The sequence below is a fragment of the Streptomyces sp. NPDC043876 genome (genome assembly GCF_056435825.1).
In genome coordinates this window covers 279,718-301,731 of the sequence record NZ_JBWKDV010000010.1, presented here as the reverse complement: position 1 = coordinate 301,731, position 22,014 = coordinate 279,718, and the positions used below count along the sequence as shown (strand labels likewise).

Annotated in this window: 23 protein-coding genes; 18 read left to right on the top strand and 5 right to left on the bottom strand. The window is 72.1% G+C overall.

The features are described 5' to 3' along the window. Nucleotides 1-767: 767 nt before the first annotated feature. The 5 genes from AC0693_RS29285 (at nucleotide 768) to ccsB (ending at nucleotide 6,373) form a co-directional block, all read left to right on the top strand. The gene (locus AC0693_RS29285) at nucleotides 768-2,021 is read left to right on the top strand and encodes a polysaccharide deacetylase family protein (RefSeq protein WP_468471705.1); all 1,254 of its coding nucleotides are present in this window, start codon (nucleotides 768-770) and stop codon (nucleotides 2,019-2,021) included. A 99-nt stretch (nucleotides 2,022-2,120) separates the two neighbouring features. Next, nucleotides 2,121-2,765, top strand: coding sequence for a TlpA family protein disulfide reductase (locus tag AC0693_RS29280; RefSeq protein ID WP_356411581.1), 645 nt, complete (start codon nucleotides 2,121-2,123; stop codon nucleotides 2,763-2,765). Beyond that, nucleotides 2,762-3,508 (top strand): cytochrome c biogenesis CcdA family protein, encoded by a 747-nt coding sequence (locus tag AC0693_RS29275; protein WP_468471708.1) that lies wholly within the window; start codon nucleotides 2,762-2,764, stop codon nucleotides 3,506-3,508. Before AC0693_RS29280 ends, AC0693_RS29275 begins: the two co-directional genes overlap by 4 nt. Nucleotides 3,509-3,521: 13 nt before the next feature. After that, nucleotides 3,522-5,294 carry a cytochrome c biogenesis protein ResB gene (gene resB, locus AC0693_RS29270; RefSeq protein ID WP_478803309.1) on the top strand — a complete coding sequence of 591 codons (1,773 nt, stop codon included), beginning with the start codon at nucleotides 3,522-3,524 and terminating at the stop codon, nucleotides 5,292-5,294. A gap of 2 nt (nucleotides 5,295-5,296) precedes the next feature. Continuing rightward, nucleotides 5,297-6,373: a c-type cytochrome biogenesis protein CcsB gene (gene ccsB, locus AC0693_RS29265; RefSeq protein ID WP_469318258.1), complete on the top strand. Its 1,077-nt coding sequence runs from the start codon at nucleotides 5,297-5,299 to the stop codon at nucleotides 6,371-6,373. An 87-nt stretch (nucleotides 6,374-6,460) separates the two neighbouring features. Here the strand turns inward: ccsB and AC0693_RS29260 are convergent, their stop codons facing one another. Continuing rightward, nucleotides 6,461-6,763: a PLD nuclease N-terminal domain-containing protein gene (locus tag AC0693_RS29260; RefSeq protein WP_478740349.1), complete on the bottom strand. Its 303-nt coding sequence runs from the start codon at nucleotides 6,761-6,763 to the stop codon at nucleotides 6,461-6,463. 88 nt (nucleotides 6,764-6,851) lie between these two features. Between AC0693_RS29260 and AC0693_RS29255 the strand changes: the two genes are divergently transcribed. From AC0693_RS29255 to AC0693_RS29240, 4 genes are read left to right on the top strand one after another with little or no spacing between them, the layout of a single operon-like run. Next, nucleotides 6,852-8,309, top strand: a complete 1,458-nt coding sequence (locus AC0693_RS29255) for a menaquinone biosynthesis decarboxylase (protein ID WP_356411593.1) — start codon at nucleotides 6,852-6,854, stop codon at nucleotides 8,307-8,309. Continuing rightward, nucleotides 8,306-8,776 carry a hypothetical protein gene (locus tag AC0693_RS29250; RefSeq protein ID WP_469334302.1) on the top strand — a complete coding sequence of 157 codons (471 nt, stop codon included), beginning with the start codon at nucleotides 8,306-8,308 and terminating at the stop codon, nucleotides 8,774-8,776. Before AC0693_RS29255 ends, AC0693_RS29250 begins: the two co-directional genes overlap by 4 nt. Next, nucleotides 8,776-9,696 (top strand): menaquinone biosynthesis prenyltransferase MqnP, encoded by a 921-nt coding sequence (mqnP, locus tag AC0693_RS29245; protein ID WP_478803345.1) that lies wholly within the window; start codon nucleotides 8,776-8,778, stop codon nucleotides 9,694-9,696. The genes AC0693_RS29250 and mqnP overlap by 1 nt, the downstream gene beginning before the upstream one ends. A 21-nt stretch (nucleotides 9,697-9,717) precedes the next feature. Continuing rightward, complete coding sequence (locus AC0693_RS29240; RefSeq protein ID WP_478803308.1) at nucleotides 9,718-10,428, top strand: UbiX family flavin prenyltransferase; 711 nt, start codon at nucleotides 9,718-9,720, stop codon at nucleotides 10,426-10,428. Here AC0693_RS29240 and AC0693_RS29235 read toward each other — a convergent pair. Further along, the gene (locus AC0693_RS29235; RefSeq protein WP_356411773.1) at nucleotides 10,425-10,559 is read right to left on the bottom strand and encodes a hypothetical protein; all 135 of its coding nucleotides are present in this window, start codon (nucleotides 10,557-10,559) and stop codon (nucleotides 10,425-10,427) included. The genes AC0693_RS29240 and AC0693_RS29235 overlap by 4 nt on opposite strands. 130 nt (nucleotides 10,560-10,689) lie before the next feature. On the opposite strand from AC0693_RS29235, the gene AC0693_RS29230 reads away from it, so the two are divergent. The 6 genes from AC0693_RS29230 to AC0693_RS29205 all read left to right on the top strand — a co-directional run bounded on the left by AC0693_RS29230 (nucleotide 10,690) and on the right by AC0693_RS29205 (nucleotide 15,192). Then, nucleotides 10,690-11,145, top strand: a complete 456-nt coding sequence (locus AC0693_RS29230; protein WP_330331057.1) for an Lrp/AsnC family transcriptional regulator — start codon at nucleotides 10,690-10,692, stop codon at nucleotides 11,143-11,145. A 72-nt stretch (nucleotides 11,146-11,217) separates the two neighbouring features. Next, nucleotides 11,218-12,381 (top strand): aminofutalosine synthase MqnE, encoded by a 1,164-nt coding sequence (mqnE, locus tag AC0693_RS29225; protein ID WP_478740346.1) that lies wholly within the window; start codon nucleotides 11,218-11,220, stop codon nucleotides 12,379-12,381. A 141-nt stretch (nucleotides 12,382-12,522) separates the two neighbouring features. After that, nucleotides 12,523-13,065 carry a GNAT family N-acetyltransferase gene (locus AC0693_RS29220; RefSeq protein ID WP_469318118.1) on the top strand — a complete coding sequence of 181 codons (543 nt, stop codon included), beginning with the start codon at nucleotides 12,523-12,525 and terminating at the stop codon, nucleotides 13,063-13,065. A gap of 115 nt (nucleotides 13,066-13,180) precedes the next feature. Beyond that, complete coding sequence (locus tag AC0693_RS29215) at nucleotides 13,181-13,489, top strand: DUF4229 domain-containing protein (RefSeq protein ID WP_469318119.1); 309 nt, start codon at nucleotides 13,181-13,183, stop codon at nucleotides 13,487-13,489. A 187-nt stretch (nucleotides 13,490-13,676) separates the two neighbouring features. Then, on the top strand, nucleotides 13,677-13,754 hold the full coding sequence (locus AC0693_RS29210) for a putative leader peptide (protein WP_330335068.1): 78 nt from the start codon (nucleotides 13,677-13,679) through the stop codon (nucleotides 13,752-13,754). 76 nt (nucleotides 13,755-13,830) lie between these two features. Beyond that, complete coding sequence (locus tag AC0693_RS29205; RefSeq protein WP_478803307.1) at nucleotides 13,831-15,192, top strand: dicarboxylate/amino acid:cation symporter; 1,362 nt, start codon at nucleotides 13,831-13,833, stop codon at nucleotides 15,190-15,192. Nucleotides 15,193-15,269: 77 nt separating this feature from the next. Here the strand turns inward: AC0693_RS29205 and AC0693_RS29200 are convergent, their stop codons facing one another. From AC0693_RS29200 to AC0693_RS29190, 3 genes are all read right to left on the bottom strand, one after another. After that, the gene (locus AC0693_RS29200; RefSeq protein ID WP_469318121.1) at nucleotides 15,270-15,431 is read right to left on the bottom strand and encodes a hypothetical protein; all 162 of its coding nucleotides are present in this window, start codon (nucleotides 15,429-15,431) and stop codon (nucleotides 15,270-15,272) included. Beyond that, nucleotides 15,428-15,658, bottom strand: a complete 231-nt coding sequence (locus AC0693_RS29195) for a hypothetical protein (protein WP_356411619.1) — start codon at nucleotides 15,656-15,658, stop codon at nucleotides 15,428-15,430. The genes AC0693_RS29200 and AC0693_RS29195 overlap by 4 nt, the downstream gene beginning before the upstream one ends. Nucleotides 15,659-15,745: 87 nt before the next feature. Next, nucleotides 15,746-16,999 (bottom strand): helix-turn-helix domain-containing protein, encoded by a 1,254-nt coding sequence (locus tag AC0693_RS29190; RefSeq protein ID WP_469334294.1) that lies wholly within the window; start codon nucleotides 16,997-16,999, stop codon nucleotides 15,746-15,748. A gap of 421 nt (nucleotides 17,000-17,420) precedes the next feature. Between AC0693_RS29190 and AC0693_RS29185 the strand changes: the two genes are divergently transcribed. From AC0693_RS29185 to AC0693_RS29175, 3 genes are all read left to right on the top strand, one after another. Then, nucleotides 17,421-18,278 (top strand): helix-turn-helix domain-containing protein, encoded by an 858-nt coding sequence (locus AC0693_RS29185; RefSeq protein WP_478803306.1) that lies wholly within the window; start codon nucleotides 17,421-17,423, stop codon nucleotides 18,276-18,278. Between the two features lie 121 nt (nucleotides 18,279-18,399). Continuing rightward, nucleotides 18,400-20,265 (top strand): AMP-dependent synthetase/ligase, encoded by a 1,866-nt coding sequence (locus AC0693_RS29180; RefSeq protein ID WP_478803305.1) that lies wholly within the window; start codon nucleotides 18,400-18,402, stop codon nucleotides 20,263-20,265. A gap of 75 nt (nucleotides 20,266-20,340) precedes the next feature. After that, nucleotides 20,341-21,990, top strand: coding sequence for an alpha/beta hydrolase (locus AC0693_RS29175; protein WP_478803304.1), 1,650 nt, complete (start codon nucleotides 20,341-20,343; stop codon nucleotides 21,988-21,990). The last annotated feature ends 24 nt before the right edge of the window (nucleotides 21,991-22,014 follow it).

The window sequence follows — 22,014 nt, the reverse complement described above, 5'->3', positions numbered from 1 at the left end:
GGGCGTGCGCCGGCCTCCGCCCGGGGCGCACATCGGCCCCCGCCGGGCGGCCAGGCCCGCCGGGCGCTCGCCCCGGCCCACGGACACCACCGGCGCACCCCGCCACCGGCCCACGCCCGGGCCGGGCGATGCCGACCTGACGGCCGGGTACCCGACCGCATCCCGGTGCCCGCGGCGGCACGGCGAACGCCCGCCGCGCCCCGGCACCTGTGTGGCCCGCCCCCGGCGCACGCCGCCCCCAGCGCACCCCCGCCCCCGCCCCCGGCGCACGCCGGGAGGGCGCCGCCCCCGCCGCACACCGCGCACCGCCGCCCCCAGCGCACCTCCGCCCATGCGCACCCCTGCCCCCGGCTCAGGTCCGGGCCCGGGCGGACGCAGCCCCCGCCGCGCACGCTCGGGCCGGGCAAGCGTCGGCCTCCGCCCGACCCCCGACCGCCGCGCACGCTCGGGCCGGGTAGGCGTCGGCCTCCGCCCGACCCCCGGCCCCCCGGCCCCGGCCCGTCCGGCCCACGCCCGGGCCGGGCGGGCGCCGCCCCACGCCGCGCACCTCCGCCCCCCGGCCCACGCCGGGCGGGCGCCGCCCCCGCCGCACGCCGCGCGCCCCCGCCACCGCCGCCCGCGCGGGACCGCCCCCGCCCCCCGTGATCGTCAAGATTGGCCATGGGTTGGGCTAATTTCATACAAGTCGACGCGCCGTCGCCGTGCGCGGGATCAGTCTCCGGTGGAATGTCCGTTTATACGACATTCCATCAGCGAGGTGAGCGGACATGCGTGAGGTCAGCCGAAGGAGCGCGCTCGGGCTCGGACTTGGGGCCGGGCTCGGGGCGGCGGCCCTGGTGGGGGTCGCGGGGTGTAGCGGGGGCGCCGGTTCCGGGGACGCCCGGATGGGGGCCGGGCCCGGTGAGGCCGGGCCCGCCCCGAGCGGCGGCGCGGCGCATCCGGTCAGGCCGATCGGCGACGGGTCCACCGCCGATACCGGGCCGCAGCCCCACCAGCCCCCGAAGCCCGTTCCGCTCCAGCCCGGCGAGACCCCGCCGCAGTTCGTCGTCTTCAGCTGGGACGGCGCGGGCGAGATCGGCAACGGCCTCTTCCCGCGCTTCCTCAAGCTCGCCAAGGACCACCACGCGGCCATGACCTTCTTCCTCTCCGGGATCTACCTGCTCCCCGAGTCGAAGCGGGACCTCTACCGGCCGCCCAACAATCCCGTCGGCGCCTCGGACATCGGCTACCTCAAGGACGAGAACGTCCGCAACACCCTGAAGTACGTCCGCCAGGCCTGGCTCGACGGCCACGAGATCGGCACCCACTTCAACGGGCACTTCTGCGGCGGCTCCGGCTCGGTCGCCCACTGGAGCGCGCAGGACTGGCAGAGCGAGATCGACCAGGCCGTGTCCTTCGTCACGAAGTGGCGCACCCACACCGGCTTCACCGACCTCGAACCGCTGCCCTTCGACTACGCGAAGGAGCTGGTCGGCGCGCGTACGCCGTGCCTGCTCGGCCAGGACCGGCTGCTGCCCACCGCCGAGAAGCTCGGCTGGCGCTACGACGCCAGCTCGCCCGGCGGCCTCCAGCAGTGGCCGGAGAAGAAGGGGAGCGTGTGGGACCTGCCGCTGCAGTCCATGCCCTTCCCCGGGCACTCCTTCGAGGTGCTCTCGATGGACTACAACATCCTCGCCAACCAGTCGAAGAGCAGCACCCGGGGCGTCCCGTCCAACTACCCGGCCTGGCGCAGCCAGGCGACGGCCGCCTATCAGGGCGGCTTCCGGCGGGCCTACGAGACCAACCGCGCGCCGCTCTTCATCGGCAACCACTTCGAGGACTGGAACGGCGGCATCTACATGGACGCCGTCGAGGAAGCGCTCAAATCGATGGCGGACAAAAGTGATGTACGTCTCGTATCGTTCCGTCAGTTCACGGACTGGCTCGACGTCCAGGACCCCAAGGTGCTGGCGAAACTGCGCGGCCTCGCCCCCGGGCAGCCCCCGACGGGCGGCTGGAAGACCTTCCTGACCGCCGCCTGACCGGGTTCCGGTCACGCCCTGACCGTTCCCTCCCCGAGCCCGTGCCGCCCCGCCGGGGGCCGCGCAAGATCCACAATTCGCTCATGCGAAACTTTTCACATGAGCCTTAGCCGCGCGCGTGTCCGTCGTAGTCGCCGCCGCTCGACCAGCGGTCGCGCCGCCCTGCTGACCGCCGTGGCCGTCGCGGGCGCCCTCACCCTGAGCGCCTGCGGGGACGGGGCGGGCGGCGGCAAGTCCACCGGTTCCGCCGGGGGCAACTACGTCACCGGCCCGGGCGGCATCTCCACCGTCGCCCAGGGCGAGCGCGACGACGCCCCCAAGCTCGACGGCGAGACGGTCGACGGCAAGACGCTGGATACGACCACCCTCAAGGGGAAGGTCGTCGTCCTCAACGTCTGGGGCTCCTGGTGCCCGCCCTGCCGCGCCGAGGCCCCCTACTTCGCCAAGGTCTCCAAGGAGCTGGCCGACGCGGGCAAGGACGTCGCCTTCGTCGGGATCAACACCCGCGACAACAGCAAGCAGAACGCGGCCTCCTTCGAGCAGAACTTCGGCATCGGCTACCCGAGCCTCTACGACCCCGACGGGAAGCTGATGCTCCGCTTCCCCAAGGGCACGCTCAACGCGCAGTCGATCCCCTCCACGATCGTCCTCGACAAGCAGGGCAGGATCGCCGCCCGCACCCTGGTCGCGGTCAACGAGGACCAGCTGCGCAAGATGATCGACCCGCTCCTCGCGGAGAAGTGAGCGCCGTGAACGAGACCGTTCTCGGCGGAGCCCTGCTGCTGGCGCTGCCCATCGCCGTACTCGCCGGGCTCGTCTCCTTCTTCTCCCCGTGCGTGCTGCCGCTCGTCCCCGGCTACCTCTCCTACGTCACCGGCGTCACCGGCGCCGACATGGCGGAGGCCCGGCGCGGCCGGATGCTGGCCGGGGCGAGCCTGTTCATCCTCGGCTTCACCGCCGTCTTCGTCTCCACCGGCGCCCTCTTCGGCTACTTCGGCGACGTCCTCCAGGACCACCGGGCCGTGATCTCGCGGGTGCTGGGCGGTGTGGTCATCCTCATGGGGCTCTTCTTCATGGGCCTGATCCCGGGTCTGACGATGCGGGAGTTCCGCTTCCACAAGAAGCCCACCGGGGGCCTGATCGGCGCGCCCGTCCTCGGTGTCCTCTTCGGCATCGGCTGGACGCCCTGCATGGGCCCGACCCTCGCCGCCGTGAACACGCTCTCCCTGAACGAGGCGAGCGCCGGGCGCGGAGCACTGCTGACCACCGCGTACTGTCTGGGCCTCGGCGTGCCCTTCATCCTGGCCGCGATCGCCTTCCGCAAGGCGCTCGGCGCGTTCGGCTGGGTGAAGCGGCACTACGCCTGGGTGATGCGCATCGGCGGCGGCATGCTGATCCTGACCGGTCTGCTGCTCGTCACAGGTTGGTGGGACACCATCGTCAGCGACATGCAGAGCTGGACACAGGGCTTCACGGTGGGGATCTGAGGACTACACGCACATGAGTACGACCGACAAGGCGCCCACCGAGGCGCCGGACCCCGACCACGCCGCCGCGGAAGCCGCCGCCGAAGTCACCGACGCCGCGGAAGCCGCCGCCGAGGTCACCGACGCCGCCGCGGCGGCCCAGCTGTCCACGGCGCCGCTGGAGGACCCGCCGGCCGGCGGTCCCGCCGTCGGCATCGGCGTGCTCGGCTGGGCCCGCTGGTTCTGGCGCCAGCTCACCTCCATGCGGGTCGCGCTGATCCTGCTCTTCCTGCTGTCCCTCGGCTCGATCCCCGGCTCGCTGATCCCGCAGAACCGGGTCGACCCGATGAAGGTCGAGATCTGGAAGGGCAAGCACGGGTTCTGGGTGCCGGCCGCCGAGAAGCTCCAGCTCTTCGACGTCTACAGCTCGGTGTGGTTCTCCGCGATCTACATCCTGCTGTTCGTGTCGCTGATCGGCTGCATCGTCCCGCGCACCTGGCAGTTCGTCGGCCAGCTCCGCGGCCGCCCGCCGCGCGCCCCCCGGCGCCTGGACCGGCTCCCCGCCTACACGACCTGGCGCACCGAGGCGGCCCCGGAGGAGGTCCTCTCGTACGCGAAGGAGGTCCTCGGCGGGCGCCGTTTCCGTACGGACGCCGACACCGCCGGGAGCGCGGTCGCCGCCGAGAAGGGCTATCTGCGCGAGGCCGGGAACCTGGCCTTCCACATCGCCCTGATCGTGATGCTGGTGGCCTTCGCCACGGGCCAGCTGCTCAAGTCCGAGGGCGGCAAGCTCGTCCTGCGCGGCAAGGGCTTCTCGAACACCCTCACCCAGTACGACGACTTCAAGTCCGGCAGCCTCTTCAGCTCCGACGACCTGCCGCCCTTCAGCTTCACCCTGGACCAGTTCGACGCCGAGTACGAGAAGAGCGGCCCGCAGAAGGGCACCCCGCGCGAGTTCAAGGCGTACGTCACCTACAGCAAGGGCGCGCACGGCACCCCGACGAAGACCGAGATCGAGGTCAACAAGCCGCTCGACGTCGAGGGCTCCAAGGTCTACCTGCTGGGCCACGGCTACGCGCCGGTCCTCTCGGTGACCGACCCCTCGGGCAAGGTCGTCTTCCGGGACGCCGTGCCGATGCTGCCGCAGGACGCGAACCTGACCTCCGCCGGAGCCGTCAAGGTCACCGACGGCTACCAGGACAAGAACGGCAAGAAGGAGCAGCTGGGCTTCAACGCCCGCTTCGTGCCGACCTTCGCGGGCAAGGGCCAGGGCACGATGGCCTCGCAGTTCCCCGCCGCCGACTTCCCGGTCCTGGCGCTGAACGCCTGGCACGGCAGCCTGGGCGTGGACTCGGGGCTGCCGCAGAACGTGTACCAGCTGGACACGGCCAAGATGCAGCAGTTCAAGAAGGAGAACGGCGATCCGTTCTCCCAGCTGATGCTGCCCGGCGAGACGATGACGCTCCCCGACGGCGCGGGCACCGTGAAGTTCGAGGGCATCGAGCGCTGGGCGACCTTCCAGATCTCCCAGGAGCCCGGCACCGGCTACGCGCTGGCGGGCGCGGTGACGGCCATCCTCGGCCTGGCCGCGTCCCTGTTCATCCAGCGCCGCCGGATCTGGGTCCGCGCGGTGACCGGCGAGGACGGCGTGACCGTCGTCGAGATGGCGGGCCTCGGCCGCAGCGAGTCCGCCAGGCTTCCCGAGGAGCTGGCCGACCTCGCCGCCACGCTGAACGAGCAGGCGCCCACCGCCGCCGACCCCGACCCCACCCCTGTCGAAGCAACCGTTGAAGGAGAACGCGGATGACGCTGCTCGCAGCAGCCGCGACCAACACGAGCCTGGCCCACGCCAGCAACGTGCTGATCTATTCGTCGATGGCGGTCTACACGCTCGCCTTCTTCGCCCACATCGCCGAGTGGACCTTCGGCAGCCGCAGCAAGGTGGCCCGTACGGCCAACGCGCTGACGGCCGGCGCCGCCCAGGCCCCCGCCGTCCAGGTCCGCTCCAAGGCGGGCGGCACCGCCGTCCTCGACAAGCCGCAGGTCGTCACCCGCTCGGCCACCGGCACGCGCGACGTGCCGGACGGCCCGGGCGCGGCCGGCGGCACCGTCCAGGGCGACCTGTACGGCCGGATCGCGATCTCGCTGACCGCCCTCGGCTTCCTGCTCGCGGCGGGCGGCGTGGTCGCCCGCGCCCTGTCGGTGCAGCGGGCCCCCTGGGGCAACATGTACGAGTTCTCGATCACCTTCTCCACGGTGGCCGCGGGCGCGTACCTGCTGCTGCTGGCGCTGGGCAAGAACGTCCGCTGGATGGGCCTGATCCTGGTCACCACGGTCCTGCTGGACCTCGGCGTGGCCACGACCTGGCTCTACACCGACAGCGCGGCGCTGGTCCCGGCCCTGCACTCGTACTGGCTGTGGATCCACGTCTCCACCGCGATCATCTGCGGCGCGGTCTTCTACATCGGCGCGGCGGGCACGGTCCTCTACCTGTTCCGCGAGAGCTACGAGAGCCACCTCGCCGCGGGCCGCACGCCCGGCGCGCTGCGCACCTCGGTGCTGGAGCGGCTGCCCTCGGCGGCCTCGCTCGACAAGTTCTCGTACCGGATCAACGCGGCGGTCTTCCCGCTGTGGACCTTCACGATCATCGCGGGCTCGATCTGGGCGAGCGACGCCTGGGGCCGGTACTGGGGCTGGGACCCCAAGGAGGTCTGGTCCTTCATCACCTGGGTCGCCTACGCCTGCTACCTGCACGCGCGCGCCACAGCCGGCTGGAAGGGCCGCAAGGCCGCCTATCTGGCGCTCTTCGCCTTCGCGTGCTGGATCTGGAACTACTACGGCGTGAACATCCTGCTCAACGGCAAGCACTCCTACGGCGGCGTGTAGCCACCGGCAGCACGGACGGCGAAGGGCCGGGCCCCCTCGGGGGGCCCGGCCCTCGTGCGTGCGGCCAGGGGGGGCGGAGCGCCGGGGTCAGCCCTTGTCGGGGTCGCCCCGGTCCTGCTTGTCCTGCTCTTCGCGCAGGGACTTCAGGAACTCCGGATTGTCGTCCGGCGCGACCCACTGCGCGCGCCGCGCGCGGCCGCCGCCGATCGCGGAGCGCTTCTTCCCGGCGAACAGCCACACGACGGGGCCGACGATGGAGAACAGCAGGATGATGATCACCCAGACCACCTTCGGGAGGTGCTTGACCTCTTCCTCGGGCGTGTTCAGGCAGTCGATGAAGGCATAGATGGTCAGCGCGATGATCAGCAGGAACGGCAGATAGCGCAGCACGGTGAGAGCCAGACCCCCAAGACGGTGGCGGGGCCGCGTCGGGCCCCGGTGACCCTCCCAGGGTAGTCCGTGGCCGATACTGGGTCGCATGGCTTACGACGATCTCCGCTCGCTGCTCCGGGCTCTGGAGCGGGAGGGCGACCTCAAGCGCATCAAGGCCGAAGTGGACCCGTACCTGGAGGTCGGGGAGATCGTCGACAGAGTGAACAAGGCGGGCGGTCCCGCGCTGCTCTTCGAGAACGTCAAGGGCTCGGCGATGCCGCTGGCCATGAACGTCTTCGGCACCGACCGGCGCCTGCTCAAGGCGCTGGGCCTGAAGTCCTACGCCGAGATCAGCGAAAAGATCGGCGGTCTGCTCAAGCCCGAGCTGCCGCAGGGCTTCATCGGTGTCCGCGAGGCCTTCGGCAAGCTCGGCTCGATGGTGCACGTGCCGCCGAAGAAGGTGAAGGGCGAGTCCGCGCCCGTCCAGGAGGTCGTCCTGACCGGCGACGACGTGGACCTGGACCGGCTCCCTGCCCTCTTCACCTGGCCCAAGGACGGCGGCTCCTTCTTCAACCTGGGGCTCACGCACACCAAGCACCCCGAGACGGGCGTGCGCAACCTCGGCCTCTACCGCCTCCAGCGCCACGACAAGCGCACCATCGGCATGCACTGGCAGATCCACAAGGACAGCCGCAACCACTACGCCGTCGCCGCCAAGAAGGGCGAGCGGCTCCCGGTCGCGATCGCCTTCGGCTGCCCGCCGGCCGTGACGTACGCCTCCACCGCGCCGCTGCCGGGCGACATCGACGAGTACCTCTTCGCCGGGTTCGTCGCGGGCAAGCGGATCGAGATGGTGGACTGCAAGACGGTCCCGCTCCAGGTCCCGGCGCACGCCGAGGTCGTCATCGAGGGCTGGCTGGAGCCGGGGGAGACGCTCCCGGAGGGCCCCTTCGGCGACCACACCGGTTTCTACACCCCGCAGGAGCCCTTCCCGGCCCTGACGATCGACTGCGTGACGATGCGCAAGCGCCCGCTGATCCAGTCGATCGTGGTGGGCCGGCCGCCGACCGAGGACGGTCCGCTGGGCCGCGCGACGGAACGCTTCTTCCTGCCGCTGCTCAAGATCATCATCCCGGACATCGTGGACTACCACCTGCCGGAGTCGGGCGGCTTCCACAACTGCGCGATCGTCTCGATCGACAAGAAGTACCCGAAGCACGCGCAGAAGGTCATGCACGCCATCTGGGGCGCGCACATGATGTCGCTGACCAAGCTGATCATCGTGGTGGACGCCGACTGCGACGTGCACGACCTGCACGAGGTCTCCTGGCGGGCGCTGGGCAACACGGACTACGCCCGCGACCTGACCGTCGTCGAGGGCCCGGTGGACCACCTGGACCACGCCTCCTACCAGCAGTTCTGGGGCGGCAAGGCGGGCATCGACGCGACGAAGAAACTCCCCGAGGAGGGGTACACGCGGGACGGGGGCTGGCCCGACATGGTCGAGTCCGACCCCGCGACCGCCGCCCTCGTGGACCGCCGCTGGAAGGAGTACGGCCTGTGAGCCCGATCGGAGTGAGCGGACCGGAACTGTTCATCGGTACCGACGCCGCCTACGTGGCCCTCGTACGGCCACAGATCGACCCGAGCGAGCCGGGCGTACTGCTCGCCGCGCGGGAGGCCGGTGTGTCGCCCGAGGAGTTCGCGGGCCCCGGCAACATCTGGGCGCTGATGCTCGACGTGGACGGCGAGGGCGACGGCTTCGAGCTGCCCGGTGCGCGGGACGCCGAAGCCGACGGCTTCGCGGAGGAGCTCCAGCGGGCCCTCGCGGCCGGCGGGTCCTTCACCGCCGAGGCCGGGAGCTTCCTGCGCCTCGACGCCCGCCCCGCGGGCGCCGACGGCTGGCTGCTGACCGCGAAGGTCACTCCGCCCGAGGGCCACGACCAGGGCCCGCAGACGCTGGAACTGGGCCCCCTGCCCACCGCGGAGCTGCTGGCCGACCTCGAAGACTTCCGGAGCAGCCTCGCATGATGACCACCGCCGACGGAGTGGTCGGACCCGGCCCCGCGACCCAGCCCACCGGCAAGGTGAAGGCGTTCCTGCGCCTGGTGATGATCGAGCACTCGGTCTTCGCGCTGCCCTTCGCCTACATCGCCGCGCTCACCGCGATGTTCCAGCTGGACCGGCAGGTCCACTGGGTCACGCTGCTGCTGGTCACCGTCGCGATGGTGGGCCTGCGCACCTTCGCGATGGCCGCGAACCGGATCATCGACCGCGAGATCGACGCCCGCAACCCCCGCACCGCCGGGCGCGAACTCGTCACGGGCGCCGTCTCGGTGCGCTCCGCGTGGACCGGCGCGGGCATCGCGCTGGCCGTCTTCCTCGGGGCGGCGGCGCTGCTGAACCCGCTGTGCCTGGCGCTGGCGCCCGTCGCGGTGGTCCCGATGGTGGTGTACCCGTACGGCAAGCGGTTCACGAATTTCCCGCACGCCATCCTGGGCCTGTCCCAGGCGATGGGCCCGGTCGGGGCCTGGCTGGCGGTGACCGGCGAGTGGTCCTGGGACGCGGTCGTCCTCGGGCTGGCGGTCGGGGTGTGGATCGGCGGCTTCGACCTGATCTTCGGCTGCCAGGACGTGGCGGCCGACCGGGCGGAGGGCGTCAAGTCCGTCCCGGCGCGCTTCGGCATCCCGGCGGCGCTGTGGGGGGCGCGGGTCTGCCACGTCGTGACCACCGGGCTGCTCGTCTGGTACGCGCTCGCCACCGGCGCGGGGGCCTTCTTCTGGGCCGGGATGGTCGTCGTGGTGGCCGCCTTCGGCTACGAGCACACGATCGTGACCCCCAAGGACCTGTCGCGGCTGAACCGGGCCTTCTTCACCGTCAACGGCTTCATCGGGATCGCGCTGTTCGTGTGCGCGCTGGGCGACCTGCTGGTGCGGGGGCTGACCCCCTAAGTCCCGGATAGGCTCGGACGCATGAGTGACGGCAAGCGCACCCCCTGGGTGGTCGGGGTTTCGGGGGCGTCCGGTACGCCGTACGCGGCGTCCGTGCTGCGGGGGCTGCTCGCGGCGGGGGAGAGCGTGGACCTGGTGGTCAGCCGGTCCGCGCGGCTCACACTGCTGGACGAGACCGGGATCGCCTTCCGCGACGCGCACTGGCGCGCGGACCTTGAGCAGTGGCTGGAGCGGGGGGCCGACGGGAAACCGGGCACCTTCGCGGGCTTCGGCCTGGACGCGGTGCGGTACTGGAACGCCGGGGACCTGGCGGCCGGGCCGTCGTCCGGCTCGTACCCGGTCAAGGGGATGCTGATCGTGCCCGCGTCCACGGCGTGCGTGGCGGGGGTGTCGCTGGGGCTGTCGAAGGACCTGCTCCAGCGGGTGGCGAGCGTCACGCTCAAGGAGCGGCGCCGGCTGGTGGTCGTGGTGCGGGAGACCCCGCTGAGCGGTCAGACGCTGAAGGCCCTGGTGGCGCTGGACGAGGCGGGCGCAGTGGTGCTGCCCGCCTCTCCGGCGTTCTACGCGGGTGCGACGCACGTCCAGGATCTGGCCGACTTCGTCGCGGGGCGGGTGCTGGACGCGGCAGGGGTGCCGCACCGGCTGTACCGCCGCTGGGACGGGGAGCTGGGCGCGGCCCGTGCTCCTGGTCCCGGTGCTGGTGAGGACCAGCCCCGGCTGGACCGGTACTAGCGCTTCTTGGCGCCGAACGCCTTGCGGGTCTTGTCGACACGCCGGGCGGCGGCGGGCTGGTGGGCACGGGATCGGTTGGCCAGCTCCTGAAGCTGTCGCATCTGCGCGTAGGCCATCTCGATCGTGTACACGGTGAACCACTCCTGAAGATTGTCAGATCATCGTTGATCTGTTGAAAGATTCACAGGGCGTCGACCCTGTGTGCCTTAGATTCTATACGTAAACTTGCGGGATCGCCGAATAATGGAAGGCTCCAGGTATATGGACACCGTGGACAGGCAGCTCATCCAGGCCCTGCGGGAGAACGGGCGTGCCTCCTACGCGGAGCTGGGCCGGCTCGTGGGCCTCTCCGGCCCCAGCGTCACCGACCGGATCAACCGGCTGGAGACGGCCGGTGTGATCACCGGCTACCGCGCGACCGTCGACGCCGCCTCGCTCGGCCTCGGCGTCACCGCGCTGATCGGCATCTCCCTCTCCGACGCCGCCGACCACGAGGACGTGGCCCGGCGGCTGCGCGACCTCGCGGAGATCGAGGACTGCTGGTTCATCGCGGGCGACGACTCCTTCATGCTCAAGGTGCGCGCGAACGACGTGGACGGCCTGGAGAAGATCATCCGCAGGCTGTCCGGCACCAAGGGCGTCTCCCGGACCCGCACCACCATCGTGCTCTCCACCAAGTGGGAGAACCGGGTCGGGGAACTGCCGGAGGAGCACTGAGAGTACGGTGGGTCGGGGTTTCGCAGCACAGGTACGCACGTAAGCAGGACAGACACAGGAGGCGACCGGCACATGGACGCTGGGCTCAAGCGCGAGCTGGAGGAGAAGGTCCGCTCCGGCGAGCGGCTGACGCGTGAGGACGGCATCGCCCTCTACGAGTCGGACGATCTGGCCTGGCTCGGTGGCCTCGCCCACGAGGTGCGCACCCGTAAGAACGGTGACGTGGTGCACTTCAACGTGAACCGTCACCTCAACATGACGAACGTCTGCACCGCCTCCTGTGCCTACTGCTCGTTCCAGCGCAAGCCGGGCGAGAAGGACGCGTACACGATGCGCATCGAGGAAGCCGTTCGCCTGGCCAAGACCATGGAGAACGAGAACCTCACCGAGCTGCACATCGTCAACGGCCTGCACCCCAACCTGCCGTGGCGCTACTACCCGCGATCGCTGAGCGAGCTGAAGAAGGCGCTGCCGAACGTCTCGCTGAAGGCGTTCACGGCGACGGAGATCCACCACTTCGAGACGATCTCCGGTCTCACGGCGTCCGAGATCCTGGACGAGCTGATCGAGGCCGGCCTGGAGTCGCTCACCGGCGGCGGCGCGGAGATCTTCGACTGGGAGGTCCGCCAGCACATCGTCGACCACCGCACCCACTGGGAGGACTGGTCGCGCATCCACCGCCTCGCGCACGAGAAGGGTCTCAAGACCCCGTGCACGATGCTCTACGGGCACATCGAGGAGCCGCGCCACCGCGTGGACCACGTGCTGCGGCTGCGCGAACTCCAGGACGAGACCGGCGGCTTCCAGGTCTTCATCCCGCTGCGCTACCAGCACGACTTCGTGGACATGAAGGACGGCAAGGTCCGCAACAGGCTCCAGGCGCGCACGACGATGGCGACCGGCGCCGAGGCGCTCAAGACCTTCGCGGTCTCGCGGCTGCTCTTCGACAACGTCCCGCACGTCAAGGTCTTCTGGGTGATGCACGGTGTGCAGACCGCCCAGCTGGCGCTCCAGCACGGCGCGGACGACATGGACGGGTCGGTCGTCGAGTACAAGATCACGCACGACGCGGACAACTACGGCACGCCGAACAAGCTGGGCCGCGATGACCTGCTGGAGCTGATCCGGGACGCGGGCTTCCGTCCGGTCGAGCGCAACACGCGCTACGAGATCATCCGTGAGTACCCGGGCCCGGACGCGGGGCTGCGCGACGAGCCGCAGGCGATGCGGCTCTGAGGTCCGGCGCGAGGCGCTGACGGGATCCGCCGCGACGCGCTGACGGGAAGGCCCTGGTCCCCTCGGACCGGGGCCTTCCGGCGTTGCCGGACGGGCCCTTCACCGTTGCCGGACGGTATGGGTAATGGCTAGTCTGCGCTCGTGACTCTTACAACCCCCGCTTCCCTCACCTTCGCCGCCGACCCGGCCGTCGATGCCGACCTGCACGCGCAGATCCTCGACCTGTGGGTCGAGGTGTCCAACGCCGGGGGCGCCGTGGGCTTCGTGGCGCCCGTCACCCGCGAGACGGTCCGCCCCGCGCTCGTGGGGCACCTCGCCGCGATGGCGGAGGGCCGGACCCGGCTGGTCGTCGGGTACGACGAGGAGGGCCGGGTGGCGGCGACCGCTTTCCTCGCCCTGAACTCGCACGCCCTGATGCGGCACTGGCTCTGGGCCTACACGGTGATGGTCGCGCCGGGCCTCCAGGGCCGGGGCGCCGGGCGTGCGCTGATGGCGGCCGTCGCAGACGCGGCCCGCGCCATCGACGGCATCGACGCGATCCGGCTCGGCTGCCGCGGCGGGCTCGGCCTGGAGCGGTTCTACGCCTCCTGCGGATACCGCGAGGTCGGCCGCGTGCCCGGCGCGATCCGGGTCGCCCCGGGCGACGACCGCGACGACGTCACGATGCTGTTGCCCCTGCGCTGAAGGGCCCCGGCGGGCGGGGGGCGGGGCCGGGCGTGCTTCACTGGACGGGCAAGTCGGGGCGTACCCGACGTTCACCGGCGACGTAGACCGACGTAGACAGAGAGAAGGGGTCACCGTGTCCCTCAAGCCGAGCGCAACGATCCGCTACACCACGATGCGGCTGGCCATCTTCGTGGGCTGCTTCGTCGTCGTCCTCGCCCTGGTCAAGGTGGGTCTGGTGCCGTCCTCGCTCGGTGACGCCAACCTCGCCTGGGTCGCGCTGCTCGCGCTGGTGCTCTCCGCGCCGCTCTCCTTCGTGCTGCTGCGCAAGCAGCGCGACGTGATGTCCGAGCAGATCGCCGGCCGGGTCGCCGGAGCGAAGGAGCGGCTCGCCGAGAACCGTGCGCAGGAGGACGCGGCGGACGACGCCGCCCGCGCGCACTGACCCTCCCCCTCGCTTTTCGCATCGAAGCGCCCCGCCCGGGATCGACCCCGGGCGGGGCGCTTTTGCGCGTCTCGGGGCGGTCCCGCGGGGTTCCGGCTGATGGGTGCTCAAAGCAGTCCTTTGAGATTCTCAAAGGATAAGTGTTAGCGTGTTCAACATGTTGACGTCAGTTGCGCCCTTCGAAGCCATGAGCACCCTGCTCGTGGCGCGCCTGCACGTAGACCTCTGCCGCCGCGCGTCCGCGGCCTGTTGCTGCTGTCGCTGACCCAGCCCCGCATGCAGCAGCGGTCCCGGCCGGCCACCTTCGGCTGCCGTACCGCATCACCACCATCCTCCGGAGAGTGTCCGTGTCCGCGACCCCCGAGGCCCCCGTCAAGGCCTCCCGCTCGTTCAAGTTCCCCTTCTGGGCCCAGATCGTCACCGGTCTCGTGCTCGGCGTCCTGTTCGGCTGGCTCTCGCGCAGCCAGGACATCGGCTGGCTGGCCACCACCCTGGAGAAGGTCGGCGACATCTTCGTCCAGCTCCTCAAGCTGGCCGTGGCCCCGCTCGTCTTCTTCGCCATCCTTGTGTCGGTCACCAACCTGCGGAAGGTGAACAACGCCGCCCGCCTCGCCTCGCGCACGCTGCTCTGGTTCATGATCACCTCGCTGATCGCGGTCGCCATCGGCCTCGCGATCGGCCTGCTGACCAACCCCGGCTCGGGCACCGGTCTCACCGCCGCCGACGGCAAGGAGCCCAAGCGGCACGGCTCGTGGATCGACTTCCTGACCGGCATCGTGCCGAACGACATCATCACGCCGTTCACCGAGCTGAACGTCCTGCAGATCGTCTTCCTCGCCGCCGTCGCCGGTATCGCCGCCCTCCAGCTCGGCGCGAAGGCGCAGCCGGTGCTGACGCTCGCCGAGTCCGTCCTGGAGCTGCTGCAGAAGGCCCTGTGGTGGGTCATCCGGCTCGCCCCGATCGGTACGGTCGGCCTCATCGGCACCGCCATCGCCAGCTACGGCTGGGACCTGATCGGCAAGTACGCCGTCTTCACCGCGGACGTCTACATCGGCTGCGCACTCGTGCTGTTCGGCGTGTACCCGCTGCTGCTGGCCACGGTCGCCAAGGTCAACCCGGTCCAGTTCTTCAAGGGCGCCTGGCCCGCGATCCAGCTGGCCTTCGTCTCGCGCTCCTCGGTCGGCACGATGCCGGTCACCCAGAAGGTCACCGAGCGCCTCGGCGTCCCGAAGAACTACGCGTCCTTCGCCGTCCCGTTCGGCGCGACCACGAAGATGGACGGCTGCGCCGCGATCTACCCGGCGCTCGCCGCGATCTTCATCGCGCAGATCTTCGACGTGCCGCTGGGCATCGGTGACTACCTGCTGATCGCGTTCGTCTCCGTGGTCGGTTCCGCCGCCACCGCCGGTCTGACCGGCGCGACCGTGATGCTGACGCTGACCCTCTCCACGCTGGGCCTGCCGCTGGCCGGCGTCGGCCTGCTGATGGCGATCGACCCGATCCTGGACATGATGCGGACCGCCACCAACGTGGCCGGTCAGGCCGTGGTCCCGGTCATCGTCGCCGCCCGCGAGGGCATCCTGGACCGCACGGCCTACGCCGCCGCCTCGTCCTCCCCGCTGGACGAGGTCCCCGCGGCCGAGCCCGCCGCGTCCGCCGAAGCGGCGGCCGCGTCCGAGGAGAAGGTCCCGGTCAGCGTCTGACCGTACGCCGCCGGCCCCGCGCCGGTACGCACACCCACCGCAGCCTCCGCCCCCGTCCGGGCGGGGGCTGCGGTGCGTCAGCGGGCGGCCGGGCGGGCGGGTTTGCAGCCCGGGTCGCGGATGGCGTGGGCCCAGTCCGAGGGGCGGGCGCCGGAAGCGGAGTGGCGGATGAACTCGACCCCGCCGGTCCGGATGGGGCGGTCGCAGACGGCGCAGATCCTGCCGACGGCGGTGCTCACAGCCGCACCAGGGTGTCGGGGGCCGCGGTGAACTCGACGCCGGTCGCGTCGCGGACGTACGCGGTCCGGGCGTGCCGGGGAGTTCCGGCGACCGTGCCGACGCACTCCTCGACGACGGCCATCAACTCGCCCTCGCGCCCCGACCGCGGGTCGCGGACCCGTGCGTGCAGCAGCGGGTGGCCGACGTGCCCGAATCCCTCGGCCGGCCCGGTCTCGCGTACGTCCATGCTGGTGCTCCTGCCGTTGTCAGCGGGTGGTGTGACAAGGGTGGGGGCGCGGCGCGCGAGGGAGGGGCCCGGTTCGGGCCCCTTTGCCTACGCGGCCAGCAGACCGATCTCCACGGCCAGTCGGCTGGCGCGGCGCCTGCGGGCCGGAATGCGGGAGGCCGTTTCCTCCAGCACGATCGAGCGGGCGTAGCCGTTGTAGCGGATCGTCTCCGGTGCGGCCGCGTGCGCCTGTTCCAGGGTGGCGAGCGCGGTCTCCTGCCGGCCGTCGAGGTAGTAGGCGCGCGCCTGCTCGATGCGGTGCCGGGCCCGGCGCGGCCGGGACGGGATGGCGTCGGCCCCGGCTCGGTCGGCCTGGCGTACGGACTCGCCGCCAGCCCGCAGCTCGACGGCGACGGTGACGCCGTGCGCACCCATCACGGGCCGGCCGAAGGAGGTCACGCGGTGGAAGTACGCGGGGGGCAGGTGTCCGGCGACGGCGCCCGCACGGTCCCACCATCCCCATGCGGTGCCCGTGTCGCGGCGCTTCGCCGCGGTGAGTCCGGCCTCCACCCGCAGGGCCCCCGTGACGGCTCGTACGTCGAGCGGGGCGTCGGCCAGTCCCGGCTCCAGCAGGCGCAGTGCCTGCATCACCACGTCGTCGGCCTCGTCGTAGTGGCCCGGCCCGGAGTCGCGGTGCGCCTGCGCCGCGAGCCACGAGGCCACACCGATCGAGTGCAGGTCCTCGGATTCCTGCGCGGCGGCCATGCCGCGCTCCGCGACGCGCCAGAGGAGGGCCGGGTCCGGCTGGTACGCCACGAAGAACTGGGTCAGGAAGAACGTCTCGGCCTGAAGCACCAGTGCCGCGCGCCGCTCGGCAGCGGAGTCGGCCCGGCGGACGATGGCCTGTGCGTCGCGGATCAGGCCGGGGAGCAGGGCGCCGAGGACGGCACGGTGGTTCGGGGCCTGGTGCCGGGCGGCCCACGCCGAGTCCAGTGCGGCCCGGAGGAAGGCGGCGGAGGGTGCCTCACGGGCACCCGTCGGGTAGGCCGACAACGCGGCACGGACGGCCGGCAGCTTGTCATGGCCGGGGCCGAGGAACAGGTCGGTGTGCGGTTCGGCGTCGACGTCGCCCACGAGATCGTTCAGGCGGCGCACGCGCAGCACTGCGGCGATGCGGAGGATCTCCGGCAGTCGCGGCATCCGCAGGGCGCCGGTCTCGACCTTCTTGACCCAGGAGGGATGGTGGCCGAGGAGTCCGGCCAATTGCTCGCGGGTCATTCCACGGCGGTTGCGGTAGATCTGGACACGTTGCCCGAAAGCGACGGGGTTGTCGTACGGGTCGGGGGGAGCATCAACTGACACGGCCTTGCCCCTTCGTTGTGCAGCTCGACGCTGAACAGCCTAGGTGGGCAGGGCCGTTTACGGGGGTTTCGAATGCTCGCGGGACCGGGCCGTGGGGTTTCGCGATGCGGTGGGGCGCGACGTCAAAGCTTTAAGTACCGGGGGTAAGAACCAACCGACCCACCCCTCCCACTCCCCGCAGGGGTTCGCTCACTCGCATGGGTGAACTCTGCCAACTGGGGTGGATTTCGAGGGGGTTGGCAGGCATATGCTCCGCACATCATCAGACATGAGACGGCCCCCGCCGGGACTGGCATCCCGAACGAGGGCCTGACCAACTAGGAAGTCCTCAACCCTTCCCATGGCTTCAAAACACCTTAGCGCGCCCCCGTGCGCCTCGCCCCGCGTTCGCGCCGGGTTCGTCCGATCCGGTGTCGTCCACGTGAACGTGCGGCTCACCGAACACTTCGTCATCGTGAGCAACCACCTCGCCCAGCACCACCAGATGTCGCTGACCGCGATCGGGCTCGCGACCTACATCCAGTCGATGCCCGAGGGCACAGCCATCGGCGTCAAGGCGCTGGCCGGGCGCTTCCCCGAGGGGGAGATCCGGATCGCCTCGGCCCTGCGGGAGTTGGTGGAGCACGGCTACCTGGAGCGGGTGCGCGTCCGGCTGGAGACCGGGCGGATCGTCACCCGCACGCTGTCCTACAACCAGCCGCGCGGCCTGACCCCCGCCGGCCCGAAGCCCACACCGCTCCCGCCCCGGGACGACGGACCAGGGCCGGAGCCGACTCCCGCGCCGACCCCCGTGCCCCGCCCCGCCCCGGCCCCCGCGCCCGCCCCCACCCCCGAACCCCGCCCTGTACGTCCGCCCCGCGCCGAGGAGCCCGTAGAGCCCAACGAGCCCGCCCAGCCCGCCGGACCGGCGCGGCAGGAGGCCGTCGAGCTGCTGGCGCGGCTGCGGCTCGACGATCCCCGGCTGCTGCTCTCGCAGCGCGCCGTCCAGCGGCTCGCGCCGGGCGTCTCGCAGTGGCTGGAGCGCGGCGTCGAGCCGGACGCCGTGGGCCGCATGCTCGCCGCCGACCTGCCCGCCGACCTGCGGTACCCGGCCGGCCTCCTCGGGCACCGCCTCCGGGAGCAGATCCCGCCCCCGCTGCCGCCCGCCCGGGTCGCCCTGCCCGTCGCGCGGCCGGCCCCCTTCCAGACGTGCGACGGCTGCGAACGGGCCTTCCGGGCCCCGGCCCCGGGCCGCTGCCGGGGCTGCTCCGACGTCCCCTCGGCGGCGGCAGCGGCCTGACGCGGCTCGTGTCGACGGCGTGGAGCCTCGGTGAAAAAGGGGCCCAGGGGCTGGTCGGACGGGGTTACCGGTGCGTAGATTACCGGCGGTAACACTCGTGCCGGGTCAAGGAGCGTGCACCGTGGAAGCCGAGCTGGAACAGCCTCCGCAGCTGGTGGAACCCGTCAAGACGGTGATCGACGGGGTGGTCCGGGAGGTGTCGGTGCCCGCGCTGGTCGGCGCCTCGGCCCACGGGACGCTGGGGGACATCCCCTTCGACAACGCCCGGCAGGCCCCCGCCGAGCCCGTGCTCGCCCGCAAGGACGCGAACGGCGTCTGGCACGACGTGAGCGCCGCCGCCTTCGCCGCCGAGGTGCTCGCCGTCGCCAAGGGCCTGATCGCCGAGGGGCTGCGGCCCGGCGACCGGCTCGCCATCATGGCCCGCACCACCTACGAGTGGACCCTGCTCGACTTCGCGGGCTGGGCGGCCGGGCTGGTCACCGTACCGATCTACCCCACCTCCTCCGCCCACCAGGCCCGCTGGATCATCGAGGACTCCGGCGCCGTCGCCTGCGCGGTCGAGGACACCGCGCAGGCCCGGGTGATCAGCGGCGAACGGGTCGCGCTGCCGGGCCTCGCGCACCTGTGGGAGTTCGACACCGGTGCCATCGCCCGCCTGGTCAAGGCCGGGGAGCGGATCCCGGACGCCCTCGTGCACGAGCGCCGCGCGCGCTGCGAGCCCGGCTCCGTCGCCAGCCTCCTCTACACCTCGGGCACCACCGGGCGTCCCAAGGGCTGCGTGCTGACCCACGGCAACTTCCTCGCCGAGGCCGACAATTCGGTCGCCCTGCTGCACCCCGTCTTCCGGTCCGTCAGCAAGGACCCCGCCTCGACGCTCCTCTTCCTGCCGCTCTCCCACGTCTTCGGCCGCACGGTCGCCATCGGCTGCATGCGCGCCCGCGTCAAGCTGGGCCACGCCCCGAGCATCCAGACCGACGACCTGCTCGCCGACCTGGCCGGATTCCGCCCGACCTTCCTGCTGGCCATCCCCTACGTGCTGGAGAAGGTCTACAACACCGCCCGAGCCACCGCCGAGTCGATGGGCCGCGCCGCCTCCTTCGACCGGGCCGCCCGCATCGCGCAGCGCTGGGGCGAAGTGGCCGAGGGCGCGTCCCCGGGGATCGGGCTGCGCGCGGCCCGGGCGCTCTACGATCCGCTGGTCTACCGCCGGATCCGGGCCGCCCTCGGCGGCCGGGTGCGCTACGTCCTGAGCGGCGGCTCCCCGCTCGGCCGCCGCCTCGCCGCCTTCTACACGGGCGCGGGCATCGAGGTGTTCGAGGGGTACGGGCTCACGGAGACGACCGGGGCCAGCACGGTGACGCCGCCGTTGCGGCCCCGCCTCGGCACCGTCGGCTGGCCGCTGCCCGGCTCCGCCGTGCGGATCGCGGACGACGGCGAGGTGCTGCTGTGGGGCCGCCACGTCTTCGCCGGGTACTGGAACAGCGGCGAGGGCCTGCCACCGGGCAGCTGGTTCGCCACCGGCGACATCGGCGAGCTCGACGCCGACGGGTACCTGACCATCACCGGCCGCAAGAAGGACGTCATCATCACCTCGGGCGGCAAGAACGTCGCCCCCGCGCCCCTGGAGGACTGGCTCCGCGCCCACCCGCTCGTCAGCCAGTGCATGGTCCTGGGCGACAACCGGCCGTACGTCACCGCGCTCATCACCCTGGAGCCGGAGGGGCTGACGCACTGGCGGCAGATGCACAAGAAGCAGCGGATGCCGCTGCCCGAACTGGTGCGCGACCCCGAGCTGCACGCGGAGATCCAGAAGGCGGTGGACGAGGCCAACAAGCTGGTCTCGCGTGCGGAATCGATTCGCCGCTTCGCGGTGCTGCCCACGGACTTCACCGAGGCGCGCGGCCACCTCACCCCCTCGATGAAGATCCGGCGGGCGGCGGTGGCCCGCGACTACGCCCGGGAGATCGAGGAGCTGTACCGGCGGTAGGGGGTCCCGCGTGCGCGGGCGGGACCGGAGCGGCCCGTTTATGGTGGTCCGGGGGCAGCCGCCGAGGAGGGCGCCGTGCACCGGTACCGTTCCCGTCGTTCCCACGCGTCCCGCCGCCCCCGCAGCGGCCCCGGCCCCCGTCGCGGCGCCGCCGTGTGCCTCGCCCTGGCGGCCCTGGCCGCCCTCGGCACCGGCCCGGGCGCCGCACCGGCCGTCCGTACGGGCGCCCCACCTGCCACGCTTACGGGCCCGGGCGCCGCACCGGTCACGGGCCCCCGCACCGGCCCCGACCCGCTCGCCCGCTTCGCCGGGCAGCGGCTGCGCTGGGGCGGCTGCCCGGACCAGCCCGGCGCCCCCGCCGCGATGCGCTGCGCCACCCTCACCGTGCCCGTCGACCACGCCGACCCGGCCAAGGGGACGCTCGGGGTGGCCATGGCCAGGATCCCCGCCACCGGCAGCAAACGGCTCGGCTCGCTGGTGCTGAACTTCGGCGGCCCCGGCGCCCCCGGCATCGAAGCCCTGGCCGCCGACCCCAAGAGCTTCGCCGACCTCGGCGAGTCCTACGACCTGGTCGCCTTCGACCCGCGGGGGGTCGGCCACAGCGCCCCGGTCAGCTGCGGCGGCTCCCTCGACCCGGACCCCGGGACCGGGGACGACCCCGCCGCGCAGCTCGCGGCCCTGCGCGCGGTGGCCGCGCGCTGCGCCCGGCACTCCGGGCCCGTGCTCCCGTACATCGGGACCGTCCACGTGGCGCGCGACCTGGAGGTGATGCGCCGGGCGCTCGGCGAGGAGAAGCTGCACTACCTCGGCTTCTCCTACGGGACCCGGCTCGGCGCGGCTTACGCTGCCCAGTTCCCGCACCGCGTCGGGCGGATGGTCCTCGACGGTGTGGACACGCTGACCGAACCGCTGGACCAGCAGGCGCTCGCCACGGCCGAGGGGCAGCAGCGGGCGCTGGAGGACTTCCTGCGCTGGTGCACCCGCCGGGCGGGCTGCGCGGCCGGGACCAATACGCGCAGCGCCAAGGAGCACCTGAACGCGCTCGTCGCACGGCTGGACGCGGAGCCGCTGACCGGCGGCGACGGCTCGCCCTTCACGGGGAAGGACCTCGTCGCGGCCATCGCCGGGGCGCTGTACTCCGAGGAGTCCTGGCCCGCGCTCGCCGACGGACTGGCGACGGCCGAACGCGACGGCGACCCGACGGGCCTGCTGGTGCTGGGCGGCCCGGCCGGCCCGCCGCCCCCGCAGACGGGCCCGGCCACCGGGCACCAGGTGCCCGCCGACAACCCGGCCGCCGCGCTGGTCGCCGTGAACTGCGCCGACGATCCCGACCGGGGCGCGGACAAGGCGTCCCCGGCCGCGATCGAGAAGGAGATCGAGTCCCGGGCCGCCGAATTCCGCGCCGCCTCGCCGCTCTTCGGGCCGCACCAGCTGAAGACGGTGCTGTCCTGCTACGGCCGCCCCGCGGGCAGCGGCTACCTGCGCACCATCGACCGGCCGGGCGCCCCGCCGATGCTGCTGGTCGGCACGCGCGGGGACCCGGCGACCCCGTACCGCTGGACCGAGGAGACCGCGGCGCGGCTCGGCTCGGCGGTGGTGCTGGACTACAAGGGCGGCGGGCACGCCGCCTACTTCCACTCCGGGTGCGTGCGCGAGCGGGTGAACGCCTTCCTCGTCGACGGGGAGTTGGCGCACGGGACGCGCGCGTGCCCCGCCGGTGAATGACCGGCGGGGCGGTGAAAGGCCTGA